Genomic DNA, 18,976 nt, shown 5'->3' on the forward strand with positions numbered 1-18,976 from the left:
TTAAGAGGTCGCAGGCGGGAATAAGCTGTCAACAAGCGTTTCGGCACCTGCCCCCAGCCTGGCGGCGAACTGGTCACGGCTGAAAGGCATGCCCGTGCGCAAGTCGTACACAGCCCCAGTCACCTGCTCCAGGGGTATCTGCTTGAGCTGCACGTTCATGAAACGATACCCGGTACCCATCACCTCCTGAACGCGCTGAATCTCGAAGTAGTTGCCTGGCACAAACACTGACTCGACCTCCTCGGGGCTCACGGAAAACGGGCTGATGGGGGTGGCGCTCAAATACTGCTTGGCAGGTAATTCGAACACGATTGAGGTGTTGTCGAAAGAAACGTCGCCCATAAAGCTTTCTGACGCCGCACCCGCCTGGCTGCTCGCGAACACCCGACTGATGTACGGATTCTCACTGAAAGAAGTGAAGTCGGTGTTCACAAGCACGTCGCCTGCCTTGAACTGGCCATCGCGAAAGGCCTGCCCCGAGGTGCCGCGATGCCCGCTGCCGCCTCTGTATAACGGCACGTCATTGTTGTGACCGACTTCAGCAAGGTCTTCGAGCAGACGGCTTATGACGCCAACCTGATCAGGCCCTTTGCGCGCGCCGGTGCGCAAGAACACGTTGTAGGCGTCTTCATCCCTTGTGAACAGCGTGATAGTCCCCCCGAACCAATCGTGAGCGGTTTTAAAGATGCGGTGCTTTTCGCCAAAGCTGTCGATGGCAACCTCATCACCTTCTGAATCAGTGAACACGCTATCGTCCTCAACGACTTCGTAAATGCTCGTCAGCGACTCCTGGCGTTGATTGCCGACCTCGGACAATCGCCGCTCCTCTGACACATTGAATTGCATGTAGGTGTCCCAGAACGACGACGTCACACGCTCGAAGGGGGGCGGCACACTGCCGCTCGCCTCCATGGAACCCCCGCCGCGCAGGCCCGGCGCGCCGACCAGTTCCCATTCATTGGCCTCATTGAATCGAACCAGATGCGCGCCGCTGAACGAGAATGGGTTGTCCGGTTTGACGATGAACCAGAGTTTCAAGTCCGCAACGTACTGCACCCGAAACGAACGGTCATTCAAACTGATCCAGTTTTCGCCGTTTTCCAGTACATGAATCCCCCGATAAGGGGAGGCATCGGTCAGCGAAGTTGCGGGCGGCAAGATAGCGTTCCCTTCCAACGCTTCCAACGCTTCCAACCCGTCCACCGCTTCATGTTCCAACTGCGAGATGGAGGTTGCCAGACCGCGGATGTCGGCCAATAAAGGCAGATTGAACAGCAGATAGATGGAATTGACGATGGCGCCCACCACCCCCGACTTCCGAAGTGGTGCAGTGCGCCCGTTGATCGCTTGATCGATGTTCAAACCAATGCTCGCGACGCCTGCTCCGACCAGGGTCAGTGCGACGGGCCAACCAATGGGCGCAAATGCCCCGGCCACCTGAATGAACGCTCCCAGATAACCGATCCACATTTGCTTGCGCAGGCTCGCGTTGCCGGTCAGCAGCGTATGCACGTCCTCTCGCATTTCTTCCTGGGCACGGTCTCGTAGCTGTTCGAAAACCCAGGTGCTCGCGGCCTGTCCGGGGGCACGCATCTTGATCGCCCGATTTCCTACTCGGGATACCTTCTTGGCAAAGTCTTTCTGCTGCGCTTGGCCTCGAACGAAGTGTGAGGCAAGCGCTGCGTTTGACGCCCGATCGGACACTTGTGCCGTTATCCAGCGACCCAAAGCGTGATCGTCGTCAAAGCACCGAAACGCGGGTCGGGCGTCGGCCTGATACACAATCACGCGCCCAGACCCGCTGCGGATATAAAGCATGTCCCGCGCTGCGTGCCCGGCAAGCTCGAACACATGGACCGACCCTCGATGATTGGCGCGATTGCGCGTTTGCAGCATCGCCCAGGTCACGCGCGGGTCATCGCCGCCCGTGACTGCCGCCAGGACAGCCTGAAAATCATCCGGCGCCAACTGCCTTTTGCTGAGTGCAACGCCTGCTGACGACAGCAACCGGGCCTTGGTGAACGCACAGAACTCATCGCCATGTTCGCGCCAGAACGCTTCGACCTTGTGCTTGCACGCACTCGCGAAATCCATCGTCCAGAAGTCGCGCAGCACGTCACTGGGCAGCATCGGGACTTCATTCTGCTCGTCATAACGCACCCCATCAGCGCCCACTGTGTAAAAGCCGCTGTAGACGTTCAAGTCATCCGGCGCATCCTGGTCAGCGGCGCTGAACCGGTGCATGACCAATTCGATCAACGTCAACGATTGCGAAGGCCGCCCTCCGTGTTGCCAGCCGGTGAACGTGCGGGAGCTATTGCTCGCTCCCGAAAAACGATGCCAATACACCCTCGCCGGGTTAAATGACTTATTCCCGGTATGCTTTTCAAGAATATGCCGTGCGGCCTGATACGCGAGGGTGTACATGTCTGGGTAGTTGCGTATGAAAGCTGCGGCGCGTTCACGCAACGCCAGATAGCCCAGGCCATCAAACGCGGCCGTGGAAAGTTGTGGGGTAGAGACATGCATGGCTTCCGGTCCTTGGTAGCGATCAAAGCCATGCACGTAATCAGGTGGAATCGATGGTAGGTGGTAGCTATTTATCCTGCGGGTTTGTGAGAGGCGGGCGCAGTCATTGGAAGCTCCGGGGTGCCTCAATCCGTCGATGTGTGATAGATACGCACCGCACTCGAAGTCGAGCATTGCTGATGGCGAACGGAGCTCACCCAAATCGTCCCCTAATCCCTGTCCTCTGGACATCGACAGTCATAAGCCTTTGACAGCCCACTAATTCAACGGGTTAAATCCATTGGCACGTCGGCTGCATGTCAGTCTTCGGATGCGCTCATTCTGCTTTTATCTGGAGTACCGCCCTTGGATGCCACGACCATCAACAGCCTGTTTCTGATCGGCGCGTTGCTGGTGGCCGCGAGTATTCTGGTCAGTTCGCTGTCATCACGCCTGGGCATTCCCATCCTGGTGATCATCCTGGCGGTCGGCATGGTGGCGGGCGTCGACGGCGGCGGCATCATTTTCGACAACTACCCGACGGCCTACCTGGTCGGCAACCTCGCACTGGCCGTCATCCTGCTCGATGGCGGGCTGCGCACTCGGGTGGCGAGTTTCCGAGTAGCGCTCTGGCCTGCGTTATCGCTGGCCACGGTCGGCGTGCTGATCACCACGGGGCTCACCGGCATGGTCGCGGCATGGCTGTTTGACCTGAACATCATTCAGGGCTTGCTGATCGGTGCCATCGTCGGTTCCACGGACGCCGCAGCGGTGTTCTCGCTGCTGGGCGGCAAGGGCCTGAACGAACGGGTGACCGCCAGCCTCGAAATCGAATCCGGCAGTAACGACCCGATGGCGGTGTTCCTCACCGTGACCCTGATCGACATGCTGGCCAAAGGTCAGACCGGCCTGCACTTGAGCCTGCTGGGGCACCTGGTGCAGGAGTTCGGCATCGGCGCCCTAGTCGGTCTTGGCGGTGGCTGGCTGATGCTGCAATTGGTCAATCGCATCAACTTAGCCAACGGCCTCTACCCCATCCTGGTGATCGCGGGCGGCCTGACCATCTTTGCCCTGACCAACGCCATCCACGGCAGCGGCTTTCTGGCGGTTTACCTGTGTGGTCTGGTGTTGGGCAACAAACCGATCCGTAGCCGCCACGGCATCCTGCACATGCTCGACGGCATGGCCTGGCTGGCGCAGATCGGCATGTTTCTGGTTCTCGGGCTGCTGGTCACACCCCACGATCTGCTGCCGATCGCACTGCCCGCCCTGGGGCTGGCGCTGTGGATGATCCTGGTAGCGCGCCCGCTGTCGGTGCTGGCCGGGCTGCTTCCCTTCCGCGTATTCCACGGCCGCGAGAAGGCGTTCATCGCCTGGGTCGGCCTGCGCGGCGCGGTGCCGATCATTCTCGCCGTCTTCCCGCTGATGGCCGGGCTCCCTCATGCCCAACTCTACTTCAACCTGGCATTCTTCATCGTTCTGGTTTCGCTGCTGGTCCAAGGCACGAGCCTGCCGTGGATGGCCAAATGGCTGAAGGTCACGGTACCGCCGGACCCAGCGCCTATCTCCCGCGCCGCACTCGAGGTGCACGTGACCAGCGAATGGGAGCTGTTCGTTTATCGCCTCGGTGCGGAAAAATGGTGCATCGGCGCAGCACTTCGCGAGCTGAAAATGCCGGAGGGTACGCGGATCGCTGCGCTGTTTCGCGGTCAGCAACTGCTCCATCCGTCGGGTAGTACGGTGTTGGAAACGGGCGACTTGCTGTGCGTCATCGGCCATGAACATGACTTACCCGCCCTCGGCAAACTGTTCAGCCAGGCCCCGCAGCGAGGTCTGGATCTGCGCTTCTTCGGCGACTTCGTCCTCGAAGGAGACGCTCAGCTCGGGGCTGTCGCGGCATTGTACGGTTTGAAACTCGACGGTCTGGACCCAGACATGCCGTTGAGCCAGTTCATCATTCAGAAGAATCGCGGCGCGCCAATCGTTGGCGACCAGGTGGAATGGAATGGAACTATCTGGACAGTCGCCGTGATGGAAGGGAACAAGATCCTTAAAGTGGGCGTCAGATTCCCGGAAGGAACCCGCCCGGCCCCCGGGTTGTTCCTCTAAACTGCTCACATTTCCTGATCGTCCAGCCCGGTGTCTATGTTCCTGCTGCGTAATTTTTGTGCCTCAGCCTTGCTGGGGCTTTGCCTGTTCAACGTCCCGGCCTTCGCCGCCGACACCCCTCCACCTTCGGCCGAAGCCGTTCAGCAAAGCCTGGACAAGATCGCCGATCGCAAACTGTCCGCCGATGATCAAAAGGCCCTGCAACAGGTGCTGGAACAGACGCTCGGTTTCCTCGCCAGCCAGAAGGACAACCAGCAAAAGCTGGAGGACCTGAAGAAGCAATTGACGGATGCCCCTCGGCAGACGACCGAAAACCAGCGCGAACTCGCCAAACTCAAAGCCAGCAAGGTGATCCCGGTTGCCCAGCGCTACGCCAATCTGGATGTCCCCCAGCTTGAGCAGATGCTCAGCCAGCGCAGCGCTCAACAAGCCGACTTGCAGAAAGCCCTGAACGATGCCAACAGCCTGACGATCACTGCCCAGACGCGCCCGGAACGCGCGCAGGCCGAAATCAGCAACGCTCAGACGCGCATTCAGACCATCAACGGCATCCTCAAATCCGGTAAGGACGGCGGCAAAGCAATCAGTTCCGACCAGCGCAACCAGTTGAATGCAGAGCTGGCATCGATCAATGCGCTGATTGCCCTGCGACGTCAGGAATTGGCCGGCAACAGTCAATTGCAGGACTTGGGTGGCAGTCAGCATGACCTGTTGACTGAAAAGGTGAGCCGTCAGGACCAGGAAATCCAGGACCTGCAGACGCTGATCAATGACAAGCGTCGCGCGCAGTCGCAGGAAACCGTGACCCAACTGTCGATCGAAGCACAAAAAGCCGGTGGTAGCAGCCTGCTCGCCAGCGAGAGCGCGGCGAACCTCAAGCTGTCCGACTACCTGTTGCGGGGCACCGACCGCCTCAACGAGCTGACCCAGCAGAACCTCAAGACGAAAACCCAACTGGACGCCATCACGCAGACCGACGCCGCGCTCGATGAGCAGATCAACGTTTTGAGCGGCAGCCTGCTGCTCTCCAAGATCCTCTACAAACAGAAACAGGCGCTGCCCAAGCTCAAGCTCGACAGCGGGCTGGCCGATGAAATTGCCGACATTCGGCTGTATCAGTTCGAGGTCAATCAACAGCGCGAGCAGATGAGCAACCCGGCGAGTTACGTTGACACGCTGCTGGCCACGCAGAAGCCTGAGGACGTTACCCCTGCTCTGCGCAAGGCCTTGCTCGACCTCGCCACCACCCGCAGCGATCTGCTGGAGCGGCTTAACCGTGAATTGAGCGCGCTGCTCAATGAATCCATCACCCTGCAACTGAACCAGAAACAGCTCGTCAGCACGGCGATCAACCTGCGTCAGACCCTCGATGAACAAATGTTCTGGATTCCCAGCAACAAGCCGCTGGATTTCGAATGGTTCGAGCGTGTCAAACCGCGGCTGATGAAACAGATCTCCACCTTGCCCTGGACCTCCACCGTCAGCGAACTGGCCGATGGCCTGACCCAGCGCCCGTTGATCTTCCTGCCGTTGCTGCTGGTGATTGGCGTGCTGATGTGGAAGCGCAAGGCGCTGTACGACAAGCTCAACCGCCTGCACGGTGACATTGGCCACTTCAAACGGGATCGGCAGTGGCAAACACCGCTGGCGATCATTATCAATATCCTCCTTGCCATGCCACTGTCGCTGGCGCTGGCCACCTGCGCGCTGGCGTTGCAGATCGACGCCCGAGAACAGAACGTCAATCTCGGCGCGGCGCTCATGCAAATCTCGCTGGCCTGGCTGGTGTTCTATACCGCCTACCGCATCCTGGCGCCCGGTGGCGTGGCGCAACTGCATTTCCGCTGGGAAAAGTCCCAGGTGGAATTCCTGCGTGGCTGGATACGCCGGTTGGGCCTGGTGGTGCTGGCTCTGGTGACTGTGGTGGCGGTCGCCGAACACGAGCCGTCTGCGTTGGCCGATGACGTCATTGGTATTGCAGTGGTGCTGACCTGTTACGCCCTGATGACCTGGCTGCTCGCCCGTCTGTTGCTGACCAGCCCGACCCACGAAAACGCGTCACTGTTCCGCCGTGCCGTCGGCCTGGCGTTCACCGCCCTGCCGGTCGCGTTGTTCCTGGCGGTGTGTTTTGGCTACTACTACACCGCGCTGAAGCTCAGCGACCGGTTGATCGACACCCTCTACCTGCTGATGCTCTGGCTGGTCATCGAGGCCGCATTCGTGCGCGGCCTGGGCGTCGCCGCACGGCGTCTGGCCTACCAGCGGGCCCTGGCCAAGCGTCAGGCCGCCAAGGACGCAGGTGAAGGCGAAACCCTGGTCGAGGAGCCGACACTGGACATCGAGCAGGTCAACCAACAATCCCTGCGCCTGATTCGTCTGGCATTGATCGCGGGTTTCATCGGCGCGCTGTATCTGGTGTGGGCCGACCTGATCACCGTGTTCTCCTACCTGGACAACATCACCCTGTACGAATACACCACCGGAACCGGCACCAACACCAGCATGGTGCCGATCAGCCTTGGGGACCTCATCGGCGCACTGGTGATTATCGGCATCACTTTCGTGCTGGCGGGCAACCTCCCTGGCTTGCTGGAAGTGTTCGTGTTGTCGAAGCTGAACCTGAAACAGGGCAGTTCCTACGCGACAACCACACTGCTGTCGTACATCATCGCGGGCGTCGGGTTCGTCTCGACACTCTCTGCGCTGGGCGTGAGCTGGGACAAGCTGCAATGGCTGGTGGCGGCCCTGTCGGTCGGCCTCGGGTTCGGGATGCAGGAGATCTTCGCGAACTTCATCTCCGGCATCATGATCCTGTTCGAGCGCCCGGTACGGATCGGCGACACCATTACCATCGGCAACCTGTCAGGCACGGTGAGCAAAATCCGCATTCGCGCGACTACCATTACCGATTTCGACCGCAAGGACATCATCGTTCCGAACAAGACGTTCATCACCGGCCAACTGATCAACTGGTCGCTGACCGACACCATCACCCGCGTCACCCTGAAGCTGGGTGTGGACTACGGCTCCGATCTGGACTTGGTGCGCAAGTTGCTGTTGCAGGCCGCCCGCGAAAACCCTCGCGTTCTCAAAGAGCCGGAGCCTATCGTCTACTTCCTGAATTTCGGCGAAAGCACGCTGGACCACGAACTGCGCATGCACGTCCGCGACTTGGGCGATCGCAACCCGGTGCTCGACGAGATCAATCGGTTCATCAACAAGGAGTTCAAGAAGCAGCACATCAACATCTCGTTCCGGCAGATGGAGGTGTACCTCAAGAACATGCAGGGCCAGGAATACAAAATGGTGCCCGTCGATCAAGACACCAAGGCAATCGCACCGCCTGCATCGACGGTGGTGCCCCCCGCACCGAAGGATGTGCCGGAGCCGCCGGAAGCCAAGCTCGACTGATCGGCGCATTGCCCGCAGAATGGGTTTCGCACATTCTGCTGGAGGCTCGCTTTGAAAGCCCTCGACGCCCTGACCTTCGACAACCGTTTCGCCCGCCTGGGCGATACGTTCTCCACGTCCGTACTGCCCGAGCCCATCGCTGAACCCCGCCTGGTGGTGGCCAGCGATGCGGCCCTCGGGCTATTGGACCTGGACCCCGCCCAGGCCGAGGATCCGGTGTTTGCCGAGCTGTTCAGTGGGCACAAACTCTGGGCCGAAGCGGACCCACGGGCGATGGTGTACTCAGGCCATCAGTTCGGTTCGTATAACCCACGCCTGGGCGACGGGCGGGGACTCTTGCTGGGCGAGGTCTACAACGACGCCGGCGAGCATTGGGACCTGCACCTCAAAGGCGCCGGGCAGACACCCTACTCGCGCATGGGCGACGGCCGCGCGGTGCTGCGCTCCTCGATTCGCGAGTTCCTGGCGTCCGAAGCGCTGCATGCATTGAACATCCCAACCAGCCGCGCAGGCTGCGTCATCGGCTCGAGCACGCCCGTGTGGCGCGAAACCCAGGAGCGCGCGGCCATGGTGCTGCGACTGGCCCGAAGCCATGTGCGCTTCGGCAGCTTCGAATATTTCTTTTACACCCAGCAGCATGACGCCCTGAAAACGCTGGCTGACCACGTGCTGTCACTGCATTACTCCGAATGCCTCCAGCAGCCTGAACCGTATCTGGCGATGTTCCGCACGATCGTCGAACGGCAAGCCGAGCTGATCGCCAAATGGCAGGCCTATGGCTTCTGTCACGGGGTGATGAACACCGACAACATGTCGATTCTGGGCATCACCTTCGACTTCGGCCCGTTCGCATTCCTGGACGATTTCGATCAGCACTTCATCTGCAACCATTCCGACCATGAAGGCCGCTACTCCTTCAGCAATCAGGTCCCCATCGGCCAATGGAACCTCAGCGCACTGGCGCAGGCCCTCACGCCGTTCATCGAAGTCGAGCCCCTGCGCGAAGCACTGGGCCTGTTCCTGCCGCTGTATCAGGCCCACTACCTGGACCTGATGCGCCGCCGTCTTGGCCTGACCACCGCCGAAGACGACGACGCCGACCTCATCGCCCGCCTGCTGCAGTTGATGCAGAACAGTGGCGTGGACTACAGCCTGTTTTTCCGCCGTCTGGGCGAAGACGCTGCTGACGTCGCCGTTCAAAGCCTGCGCGATGACTTTGTCGACATGCGCGGCTTCGACGCCTGGGCCGACGCCTACAAAGCCCGCATCGCCCGCGACCCTGCCAGCAGTCAGGATGACCGCCGCGCCCGGATGCACGCCGTCAACCCGCTATACGTGCTGCGCAACTACCTGGCCCAACGCGCCATCGAAGCCGCCGAACAAGGCGATTACACCGAAGTCCGCCGCCTGCACCAAGTGCTGTGCAAGCCGTTCGAGGAGCAGGCAGGGATGGAAAGTTATACACAGCGGCCGCCGGATTGGGGGAAGCATTTGGAGATTAGTTGTTCGTCTTAGATGTCGACGCCGAATCAGTATCAGATACCCCCGTAGGTTTATCAGAAACAGAGGACGGGGCTGACGCCTGCACAGAGTGCTGTTTTACAGACTGCTCACGCTTGGCTTCAGCCTCCTTTTTCTCTGGCATCGCGATGCTCGCCAGAATGTCATACAGATTCAATCCCCGCTTCGCCAGCTCCGGCACTTTGTCATTGGGCCGACTCAGCTCCACGCGAATCTTCTCCAAAAGCTCTGCTTCGTAATCGCCTGGATAGCAGTCCTGAACCTGCTCGATTTTAGGCAGCGCTCTATAAAAGCTCAGCACTTCTGTGAGGAAGACCGGGATTCGCCCCGTTTGAGCACTTTCTAACTGGGCGCGAGTGACTGCTCCTTCTGCCCACTCGGATTTCAGACGATGACTTTCAGACCAAGCCGCGTGGCGCTCATTGATCGTGTAGCCGCCACTGTCGTCATAAGCGATCAGTGCCAACTGATCACGAGACAGACCTGCAAACGGATTTTGCGCATAACGGTTGCCACTAGCGGCTTGGTTGACGTAATCGGTTGCCTGCCTCGCCCTCGCCAGATGTTCAGGATCTTCTGTATCGGGCAGTTCCTGATCGTGTCGATGTTTTCCAAAGCTGTAGCCGTCGAGCGCAAAATCATTTATCTGCTTCTTCGCATAAGCAGCCAGCTCATCGCGGGTCAGCTCCTGCTCTCGTTTGTTGGATCGAAGAGCACTCTCACCTAGCTGTCGAGTCAGCAAAGAGAAATTGGCTTTATCAGCCCGCTCCCGCGATGAGCTGAGTGTGTTCAGCGCATCACCATCAGGCACGGCTTTCTTTCCTACAATAAAAATCACAGGCATTTCTGAAACGGCACCCATACCTTGAATCATGTTGCCTCCCTGTATGGCTTTCTTAAACAAGGCCACCGTTCCGGCGACCTTATTCAAATTATGCACATCAACGCATGATGAGATTTACGCTCCAATCGTGACTGGCGTAATTCACAGATGTGATACTAATTTCACATCTAGCACCACCACTTGCGACTGCGCTCTTATTCCATTTGGGCGTTCTGACTCCACCTGGTGTGGCGTTCATCAGATAGCTGGTCGTGAAACGACATGACTTGCTTCCCGACTTGTATGTCACCATCGCGTAGGTGATGGGCGAGGAGCCTGTAGCCCTTACAACGTAGGTCTCGGTACCACCTGCCGGCACATCGGATGGCTTCGGCGATGCATTCGCATACGTCGTTCTTTCGTTCTGACTACTGCCAGGTTGGTAACTCACAGGCTCTGCCAAGTTGTTAATGAGGTTAACGGTAACTTGCGGGGTTGCCACCGCCACACCAGTCGACAGCATAGCAATCGCAACTATAGAACATTTAATCGTCTTAACATTTTTCATCTTGATCATCCTTTTGTCAGATCCGAAAAAAGCTAATCAGACATAGATAATCGCGACAACTATCCGAACGAATAGTCCTTTTGGAACATAACACCATCGCCGCCAATCCATTAAGACCTGTAATCAATTCACTCTTACATTGATACCTATCACTACCCAATGATTGGTTTTGAGTTATTGGCTACTTCACCTTCAGCTGTTGCTTTAGTCGATGTGGCTGCCGACGCGGTGGGCTGAGTCGCTCCAACTGTCTGCATCGGCTTCGCCGCCTTGACCGCAGACGCCTCTTTTTTGGCCCAGCGCTCATTCCACGACACGGGCGTCGGCGACGTTCTGGGGGTGAATTTCTTTTTGAGGACGGGGCTGTTCGGGTCAGTCTTGCTTTTGGTGGGTTCAACGACGCCCGCGATCACGTCGAACAGCGTCAGTTTGCGGTCGCCGCCCTGACGCTGAACGAGGCCGGGCATGCTCGGCGAGGGCAGGGTTCGCTCCCCTTTGATGCGCGACTCAAGGATCGCCTGGGCGTCTTTGGGGTAATCTACGGCCCTTTCGATAGCAGGCAGCGATTTGAAATAACTCAAGGCCTCGTTGTAGAACCTGGTCGCCTTGCCAGTGCGGATCTGCTCGATCTCGCCTTGAGGGATCGCGACTTTGCGCCAGGCTTCATCCATCTTCTGCACGCCCTGCCACGCCGCACGTCGCTCATTGAGGGTGAACGAACCGCTGTCGTCGTAGGCGATCAGATTCAGTTGCTCGCGGGACAATTTCTCGAACGGGCTTATGGCGCTTTTGTCCCCCGCGAGGGTGCGCGCGACGTAAGCAGAAGCCGCACGTGCACGGTCCAGCAATTCCGGATCAGTGGTATTCGGCACTTCCATCGCTCGGGTGCCGCTGTTGGCTTCGGGGGTTTCCTGGGTGAAATCCTTGATTCGGTTGCGCCCATATTGGCCCAGTGCTTCATGGGTCATCCCCGCATCCCGCTTGGCGGCGCGGGCAGCGCTTTCATTCAACTGGCTGGCCAGTGTGGAAAAGCTCGCCTTGTCGGTGGCCGTCTTTTGCGTTTTATCCACAGCAGGTTGATCAGCCTTTTCCGCCGAAACGGGCGCGGGTGTCTTGGACGGAAGGATGGCAACAACGGCAGCCTGAAGGTGATTGATCATCGGCTAACTCCCTGACAATGAGTGAAAGGGGCCAATGCGGGTTATGCGGAACGAAACAGCCCCTGACGCGGGAAGCTAATCGGGGGAGCACGCCAGAGCTAGCTGTGCGAATGAGGTGTTCTTTCGGATAAAAGCGTCGAAAGGAAAGCCTCTGGAGCAGTGTGTACCGGCGTATCAATACCGCGGCTCAGGGAATGTCCAGCGTCTTCAAATGCCCCGACATCGACGCAGAAACATCAAGCCGCGTTGCACAACGTGATGAGAAACACATTCCGTTTGTTAACAGCTAGTCCGACAAATCAATAACGCTTAGCACCCTGGAGACGATTTCATTGACAGTAACCTTGTCCAACGTCTCGACAAGCCTCGCAGATCCAGTGCGAACACGCTGCTCAAGGTCAAAGCTACGCACTTGATTACACACCGCAACACCGCTGGTCTCGTGTCCTGAAATGACCACACAGAGCCCGGATTGCCACGCGAAATCACCGCCACTGGTCACTGGGACAGTCATGCAGATACCTAGCGCGTTGATTTGCTGAGCAGTGATGACTACTAATCGATGCCGATCTTTCATCTCCCTCCCCGCCACTGGATTGGGGTCTACCCAATACACATCGCCCTGGCAGGGTGCCTTGCGAGGAACCATCAGGTGATCTCCCGCCCGACAGAGTCACCTTCTCGAGCCCAAGCTGTTTCGTTGTTCAATTCAGCAACGAATTCAGCCCCTTTTAACAGCTCGGTTACCGAATAGCGCTTGCGGATGAGCGGCGGTACAGGCTTGGCGACCAACTCCCCCGCCTCAACGCTCAACTCGACCTCAGATCCAATGTGCAGATCCAGCAACTTCAAAAAAGCAGGGGGGATCGTCATCACCGCCGCGCCGCCCTGACGGCGGATAGTCGAGTTCATTGTCATCGTTTTTATCTTGTCGGCCATGGTGGATACCTTGTCTATCAGTGCTACAAAAGTAGCACCACGCTCAACCGTTTACGGGCTGCGACAAGACACACGTAGCCTATTCAGCTTGCCTCGCCTATTCAATCCGAAGACACAGCCAGCTCTGTGGGAATTCGCCGATCAACTCCCCAACAACCACCCCAACCCCATCGTCACATGCTCTTCGGTACTGTCAACCAGCGGCAGGGGGCTTTCCACGTTCTCCAGCAGCAGGCCGATTTCTGTACAGCCAAGTATTGCGGCCTGGGCGCCTTGATCACGAAGTTGCTCAAGCACACCGAGGTAAAAATCCCGAGCCGGTTGATGGAACTGGCCCAGGCAAAGCTCGGCGAAGATCACGCGGTCGATTTCACTCATGGCATCGGCCGTGGGCAACAGGACGTCGATGTCGAAGCGCTCGGCCAGGCGGCGTTTGTAGAAGTCTTCCTGCATGGTGAAGCGGGTGCCCAGCAGTGCGGCGCGGGTGACGTCTTTGGCGCGTAGCGCCTGGCCCACAGCGTCGCCGATGTGCAGCAGCGGAATGTCGACAGCCGACTCGATGGCCCCCGCGACTTTGTGCATGGTATTGGTGGCCAGCAGAATGGCTCCGGCGCCAGCGCGCTCAAGGCCTCGGGCGGCATCGGCCAGTTGCTCGCCTGCCAGATCCCACTGTCCGGATTTCTGCAGGGCGGCGATGCCCGCGAAGTCCACGGAGTGCAGCAACAGCGGCGCCGAATGCAGGCCGCCCAGTTGGTTGCGCACGCCTTCGTTGAGCCATTTGTAATACGTGGCTGTGGATTCCCAGCTCATTCCGCCCAAAACACCGAGGGTTTTCATATTGTTCTCCGGCTGACAGTCGTCTGCGCAGGCTAGAGGCAAAGGCCAGGACAGGCCAGTGACAGAAGCGCGACAAGCGGGCGGTACAGTCTTCGATCCATCGCTTGATAAACCTGTTTGACGGCTCCATTTATCAGTCATTGGCCTAATTTCAGGTGATCCTCATGTCTGACCCTCTTCATATCCCCTGCCCCCACTGCAACGGCCTCAACCGCATCCCCGCCGATCGCCTGGCCGACCAGCCCAAATGCGGGCGCTGCAAACAGCCGGTGCTGCTGAGCACACCGTTCAATCTCTCCCAAGGCGACTACGCCAGCCAGATCAAGGGCGACCTGCCGCTGCTAGTGGATGTCTGGGCGGACTGGTGCGGGCCGTGCAAATCATTTGCGCCGACGTTCGAGCAGGCAGCGGTTCAACTGAGCGGGCGTGTGCGTTTGGCGAAGCTGGACAGCGAGGCCAATCAGCAGCTTTCGGCGCAATTGGGCATCCGGTCGATTCCGAGCCTGATTCTGTTCAAGAATGGCCGCGAAGTGGCCCGCCAGAGCGGTGCAATGCCTTTGCCGCAATTGACCGCTTGGCTCAAGAGCCAGGGGATCTGACGCCTCATACGCTCTGGCATGCCGCTGTCGTGAGATTGAGTTGCCAGCGTCGTCTGCTGAGCCGCAGCCGTTCTCCGCATATCCGGTAGGACCTGTCCGAACGTGCGCTTGCGCGCTCCAGACTCAGCATTGGCCGCCTAAGGTTAAGCCACTTCCACGGTTTACCAGAGGGCGATACACGATGACGGCAGCGATCAGGGAAGGTGACGCCACCAGCACGGGTGGCAGGGTTTTGCAAACGTCCGGTACGCAGGTATGGAGAGAGCGTCGGCTGGCCCGCATGGGTGATCCAGTGTGGTGCGGGGCGTGCGGGACCGTCGGGTTTATCGCCCAAGGCAACCCGACGTTCATCGATGAAGTGTTGGCCGTTGCCACCGAAGGGCAGGCGGTACGTTGTGGCTGCCCGGAAGGAGAGCACCGGCTGATCGCCAGTCAGGATCAACTGAGGGCCGACATGCAGGCCACCATCGAGATCCCCAAGGATCAGGCGAGAAAAGCGCGCAAGCGGGCAAAGAAAATTGCCGCGCTCCTGAGCAGTGATCGGCCTCCAACTGCGGCGGCTCGATCCGATACGGCGTGAAAACACGGGCGCCTGGAATCACCGGTTACTGGGCTGCGTTGGCCTCCAACAAATGATGCAACTCGACAAACTGCTGGCTGAGTTTATGCCGTGGCTCCAGATGGATCAGCGGCAAGCTGGCCTGGTGGGATTCGCGCATCTTCACTGAACTGTTGAGATACACCGGCAACACCGGAAGACCTTCGGCAATCAATTCGTCGAGCATTTGCTGCGGCAGGCTCGCACGCGCCTGGAACTGGTTGACGATAATGCCTTCCACTTCCAGGTCTTCGTTGTGGTCGTCCTTCAATTCTTCGATTTCCCGAAGCAGGCCATACAGCGCCTGACGGGAAAAACTGTCGCAGTCGAAAGGAATGAGCACGCGATCCGCTGCGATCAATGCCGACACGGCGTAGAAATTCAGTGCGGGCGGCGTGTCGAGATAGATCCGGTCGTAGTCTTCGGCGAGTTCGTCGAGCAACTTACGCAGCTTGTTGATCTTGTGCTTGGCCTCGAGTTTGGGTTGCAGGTCTGCCAGTTCACCCGTGGCCGTCACAACGTGGAGGTTGTCGAAGGGGGTTTCGTAGATATCCACCTGATTTTTTTTGGCGAAGGGTCCCGAGGACAAGGATTGCTTGAAAAACTCGGCAATGCCCATGGGAATCTCGTCACCGGTCAGGCCCGTAAGGTACTGCGTCGAGTTGGCCTGGGCATCCAGGTCGATCAACAGCGTCCGATAGCCTTCGTTGGCACTCACCGCCGCCAGATTACAGGCGATGCTGGATTTACCCACACCGCCTTTCTGATTGAACACCACACGCCGCATGTCATTACTCCCTGTCGCAGTCTTGTCTCGCTGGCCGGTACGCGCCCTGATGAATGGCCCGAGTCTAGGCAAATCAGGTGACAACGGCGAGTGCTTCGACCATTCGAGACGAAGGAAACTGACGAAGACTACTGAGCCACGTGAATTATCCGACTTACAAATTGCTACATGTCTTACTCATCAGGATAATGCCTCCCACCCCGCCAGGCTTCGATGCCGGTAAACGCGGAGAGTCAGCGTCGTCGCGAGGCTCCACAGACGTCAATCTTAAGGTGGCATCCCATGATTCGTGCTCTTTTGCTGCTTTGCGTCGTGCTGTTGAGTGCTTGCACCAGCCACGCGCCGCTACCGGCACAAATTCCGCACATCAAATTTCCGAAGCAGTTGCACGTCCAGCGTGAGCAAGGCGGTCTGCGCCAGGACTGGCTGGTGACAGCGCACAAGGAGCGCCACGGCCTGAGGTGGTCGTTGACCGATCCATCCGGCACCCTGCTTGCGCGAGAGCAACTGTACGAAGAGGCCTGGACGCCGGACAGCTCGCTGCCGCCGAACCCGGAAGCCAGAGAGCTGTTCGCCGCTGTGCTGTTCGCCCTGACCTCCAATGAGGAAGCCCGTTTCGACTATCCCGGCGTCGTATTGCTGCCTCACGCGCGCACACTGGAAGATCGCTGGCGCGTCGATTACGCCTCCGAAGGGATCTTTCGCATCACGCTGGAAAGCGGCGAACTGACCTATATCGTCAGTCCGGTCGGTGGCAAGGCCTCAAAATAATCGAGGGACACCGTATGGATGAACGGTCACTCACCCCGCCTTACGCGTCACCAATTCCACAAACGCCTTGGCCATGGGCGATTTCTGATCCTTGCGTTGTACCAGCCATACCGCCGATGTCGCCTCGTCATCGAGCAACGTGCGATACACCACGCCATCGATACGCATGCGTTGATAGGACGCAGGCAATACCGTCACCCCTAACCCCGCCGCCACCAGACCGATGATCGTCATTGCCTCACCGGCCTCCTGCGCGAACAAGGGGCTGAACCCCGCAGCGCGCGCCAGGTCAAGCAATTGGGCGTACAACCCGCTGCCGTAACTGCGAGGAAAGAACACGAACGGCTCGCTCGCCAGTGAGTTGAGATACATCCCCTGCTCGCTGCCTTCGGCCAGTGGGTGATCCGAGCGCAGCACCGCCACCAATGGCTCGCGCAATAACTCCACTGCAACCAACGAGTCCGGTAACGGCAAAGGCCGCATGATGCCAACCTGCATCGACTCTTCTTCCAGCCGTTCCGCCACCTCTCGACTGCTCATTTCCTGCAGCGCGAGATGCACGGCCGGGTAGCGTTGGCGGAAGGCGAAGATCGCCTGCGGGATGCTCGAAGTGAACGGTGCCGACGCCGTGAAACCGATCTTCAGTTCACCCAGTTCCCCCAACTGCGCGCGTCGCGCCACATCCGAGGCTTTCTCGACCTGCGCGAGCACCAGCCGCGCTTCATCGAGGAACAGTCGTCCCGCTTCACTCAATTCCACCCGTCGGTTGGTACGCTCGAACAGGCGCGCGCCCAGTTCCTGTTCGAGGGCCTGAATCTGCTGGCTGAGCGGCGGCTGTGAAATGCCCAAGGCCTCGGCAGCCCGTCCAAAATGCAGCTCTTCGGCAACTGCAATGAAATAGCGCAAATGACGTAATTCCAAGGGTTCACCATTGAGTCGTTAAACCTATCAATTAGGTCGAACAATATATTGGAAGGAATCGTTAGCGAGCTATATGCTTTTTCCATTGCCATGCTGCTTTTTCTTGAGGTTAATCGTGAATACTGCTGCATCCCCCGCGCCCGCCATGATCGAAGCCGCGATTCCGCTGGGTGATACGTACATCGAAAAAAACACCCCTGCCTTCATCCGCACCGTACTGGCTCTCTTCTCCGGCGGTTTCGCCACGTTTGCCCTGCTCTACTGCGTTCAGCCGATGATGCCGCTCCTGTCGCATGAGTTCTCGATCAACGCTGCGCAGAGCAGCCTGATTTTGTCGGTCTCCACCGCGACGCTCGCCATTGGCTTGCTGATCACCGGGCCGATTTCCGATCGCCTGGGACGCAAGTCGGTGATGGTGTTCGCGCTGTTTTCCGCAGCTTTTTTCACCCTGGCCAGCGCGGTGATGCCGAGTTGGGAAGGTGTGCTCGTGACCCGGGCGCTGGTTGGCCTTTCCTTGAGCGGCCTGGCGGCCGTCGGAATGACCTACCTCAGTGAAGAAATCCACCCTCAGCATATTGGCCTGGCCATGGGGCTTTACATCGGGGGCAACGCCATTGGGGGAATGAGCGGGCGCTTGATCACCGGGGTCTTGAGTGACTTCGTAAGCTGGCACACTTCGCTGCTGATCATGGGCCTGGTCGCTCTGGGCGCTGCCGGCCTGTTCTGGAAATTCCTGCCGCCCTCCCGCAATTTCCGCTCAAGTCCGCTCAACGCTCGCAACCTGTTGGACGGGTTTGTCATGCAATTCCGTGACGCAGGGCTGCCGTGGCTCTTCCTGGAAGGCTTTCTGCTGATGGGCGCCTTCGTGACCCTGTTCAACTACATCGGCTATCGCTTGCTGGCAGACCCTTACAACCTGAGCCAGGCCGTGGTGGGGCTGTTCTCGGTGGTTTACCTGTCGGGTATCTACAGCTCCGCCAAAATTGGCGCACTGGCCGACAAACTGGGACGCCGCCGAGTGTTGTGGGCCGTCATCGGGTTGATGCTTGCAGGTTTGCTGCTGACCTTGTTTACCCCGCTGCCCATTGTGATCGTCGGTGTGCTGATGTTCACGTTCGGCTTCTTTGGCGCCCACTCGGTGGCCAGCAGTTGGATTGGTCGTCGCGCCATCAAAGCCAAAGGCCAGGCTTCGTCGTTGTACCTGTTCAGCTACTACGTGGGTTCCAGCGTCGCGGGGACGGGCGGCGGGGTGTTCTGGCACTACGGCGGCTGGAACGGAATCGGGTTGTTCATTGGCATCCTGCTGCTGGTGGCCCTGGTCGCTGCCCTGAAGTTGGCGAAACTGCAGCCTTTGCCAGCCAACGCCCCAATCTGACGGCGCAGCCGATTTCAAATGAAAACGCCCGGAACTCATGCCGGGCGTT

General features: G+C 58.8%; 15 protein-coding genes. 7 read left to right on the forward strand and 8 right to left on the reverse strand.

Going from position 1 to position 18,976, the window contains the following annotated elements:
• The gene (locus DBP26_RS09845) at positions 1–2,529 is read right to left on the reverse strand and encodes a DUF6543 domain-containing protein (RefSeq protein ID WP_108237391.1); all 2,529 of its coding nucleotides are present in this window, start codon (positions 2,527–2,529) and stop codon (positions 1–3) included.
• Positions 2,530–2,874: 345 nt separating this feature from the next.
• On the opposite strand from DBP26_RS09845, the gene DBP26_RS09850 reads away from it, so the two are divergent.
• The 3 genes from DBP26_RS09850 to selO are packed head-to-tail and all read left to right on the forward strand — an operon-like array spanning position 2,875 to position 9,543.
• Positions 2,875–4,617 carry a potassium/proton antiporter gene (locus DBP26_RS09850; protein ID WP_108237392.1) on the forward strand — a complete coding sequence of 581 codons (1,743 nt, stop codon included), beginning with the start codon at positions 2,875–2,877 and terminating at the stop codon, positions 4,615–4,617.
• A 36-nt stretch (positions 4,618–4,653) separates the two neighbouring features.
• A complete protein-coding gene (mscK, locus tag DBP26_RS09855) occupies positions 4,654–8,028 on the forward strand; it encodes a mechanosensitive channel MscK (protein ID WP_108237393.1) in 3,375 nt (1,124 codons plus the stop codon).
• 51 nt (positions 8,029–8,079) lie between these two features.
• Positions 8,080–9,543 (forward strand): protein adenylyltransferase SelO, encoded by a 1,464-nt coding sequence (selO, locus tag DBP26_RS09860; RefSeq protein ID WP_108237394.1) that lies wholly within the window; start codon positions 8,080–8,082, stop codon positions 9,541–9,543.
• Here selO and DBP26_RS09865 read toward each other — a convergent pair.
• The 5 genes from DBP26_RS09865 to DBP26_RS09885 all read right to left on the reverse strand — a co-directional run bounded on the left by DBP26_RS09865 (position 9,527) and on the right by DBP26_RS09885 (position 13,876).
• On the reverse strand, positions 9,527–10,423 hold the full coding sequence (locus DBP26_RS09865) for a hypothetical protein (RefSeq protein WP_108237395.1): 897 nt from the start codon (positions 10,421–10,423) through the stop codon (positions 9,527–9,529). The two genes, selO and DBP26_RS09865, sit on opposite strands and share 17 nt — an antisense overlap.
• 669 nt (positions 10,424–11,092) lie before the next feature.
• On the reverse strand, positions 11,093–12,100 hold the full coding sequence (locus DBP26_RS09870; protein WP_108237396.1) for a hypothetical protein: 1,008 nt from the start codon (positions 12,098–12,100) through the stop codon (positions 11,093–11,095).
• Positions 12,101–12,386: 286 nt separating this feature from the next.
• Entirely contained in the window at positions 12,387–12,749 is a 363-nt protein-coding gene (locus DBP26_RS09875; RefSeq protein ID WP_108237397.1) for a type II toxin-antitoxin system PemK/MazF family toxin, read from the reverse strand.
• Positions 12,749–13,039, reverse strand: a complete 291-nt coding sequence (locus tag DBP26_RS09880; RefSeq protein ID WP_256601576.1) for an AbrB/MazE/SpoVT family DNA-binding domain-containing protein — start codon at positions 13,037–13,039, stop codon at positions 12,749–12,751. Before DBP26_RS09880 ends, DBP26_RS09875 begins: the two co-directional genes overlap by 1 nt.
• 141 nt (positions 13,040–13,180) lie before the next feature.
• Entirely contained in the window at positions 13,181–13,876 is a 696-nt protein-coding gene (locus DBP26_RS09885; protein ID WP_108237398.1) for an amino acid racemase, read from the reverse strand.
• Positions 13,877–14,040: 164 nt separating this feature from the next.
• On the opposite strand from DBP26_RS09885, the gene trxC reads away from it, so the two are divergent.
• Complete coding sequence (gene trxC, locus DBP26_RS09890) at positions 14,041–14,475, forward strand: thioredoxin TrxC (protein WP_108237399.1); 435 nt, start codon at positions 14,041–14,043, stop codon at positions 14,473–14,475.
• 181 nt (positions 14,476–14,656) lie between these two features.
• Positions 14,657–15,055 (forward strand): PAAR domain-containing protein, encoded by a 399-nt coding sequence (locus tag DBP26_RS09895; RefSeq protein WP_108237400.1) that lies wholly within the window; start codon positions 14,657–14,659, stop codon positions 15,053–15,055.
• A gap of 25 nt (positions 15,056–15,080) precedes the next feature.
• Here DBP26_RS09895 and DBP26_RS09900 read toward each other — a convergent pair whose 3' ends face one another.
• Positions 15,081–15,860 (reverse strand): ParA family protein, encoded by a 780-nt coding sequence (locus DBP26_RS09900; RefSeq protein WP_108237401.1) that lies wholly within the window; start codon positions 15,858–15,860, stop codon positions 15,081–15,083.
• A gap of 282 nt (positions 15,861–16,142) precedes the next feature.
• On the opposite strand from DBP26_RS09900, the gene DBP26_RS09905 reads away from it, so the two are divergent.
• On the forward strand, positions 16,143–16,631 hold the full coding sequence (locus tag DBP26_RS09905) for a hypothetical protein (protein WP_108237402.1): 489 nt from the start codon (positions 16,143–16,145) through the stop codon (positions 16,629–16,631).
• Between the two features lie 30 nt (positions 16,632–16,661).
• Here DBP26_RS09905 and DBP26_RS09910 read toward each other — a convergent pair whose 3' ends face one another.
• Positions 16,662–17,552, reverse strand: a complete 891-nt coding sequence (locus DBP26_RS09910) for a LysR family transcriptional regulator (protein ID WP_108237403.1) — start codon at positions 17,550–17,552, stop codon at positions 16,662–16,664.
• A 145-nt stretch (positions 17,553–17,697) separates the two neighbouring features.
• Here DBP26_RS09910 and DBP26_RS09915 point away from each other — a divergent pair, with 145 nt between their 5' ends.
• Positions 17,698–18,927 carry an MFS transporter gene (locus DBP26_RS09915; RefSeq protein WP_256604722.1) on the forward strand — a complete coding sequence of 410 codons (1,230 nt, stop codon included), beginning with the start codon at positions 17,698–17,700 and terminating at the stop codon, positions 18,925–18,927.
• Positions 18,928–18,976: the final 49 nt, after the last annotated feature.

The sequence above is a fragment of the Pseudomonas sp. RIT409 genome (genome assembly GCF_003052515.2).
In the GTDB taxonomy this organism is placed as follows: domain Bacteria; phylum Pseudomonadota; class Gammaproteobacteria; order Pseudomonadales; family Pseudomonadaceae; genus Aquipseudomonas.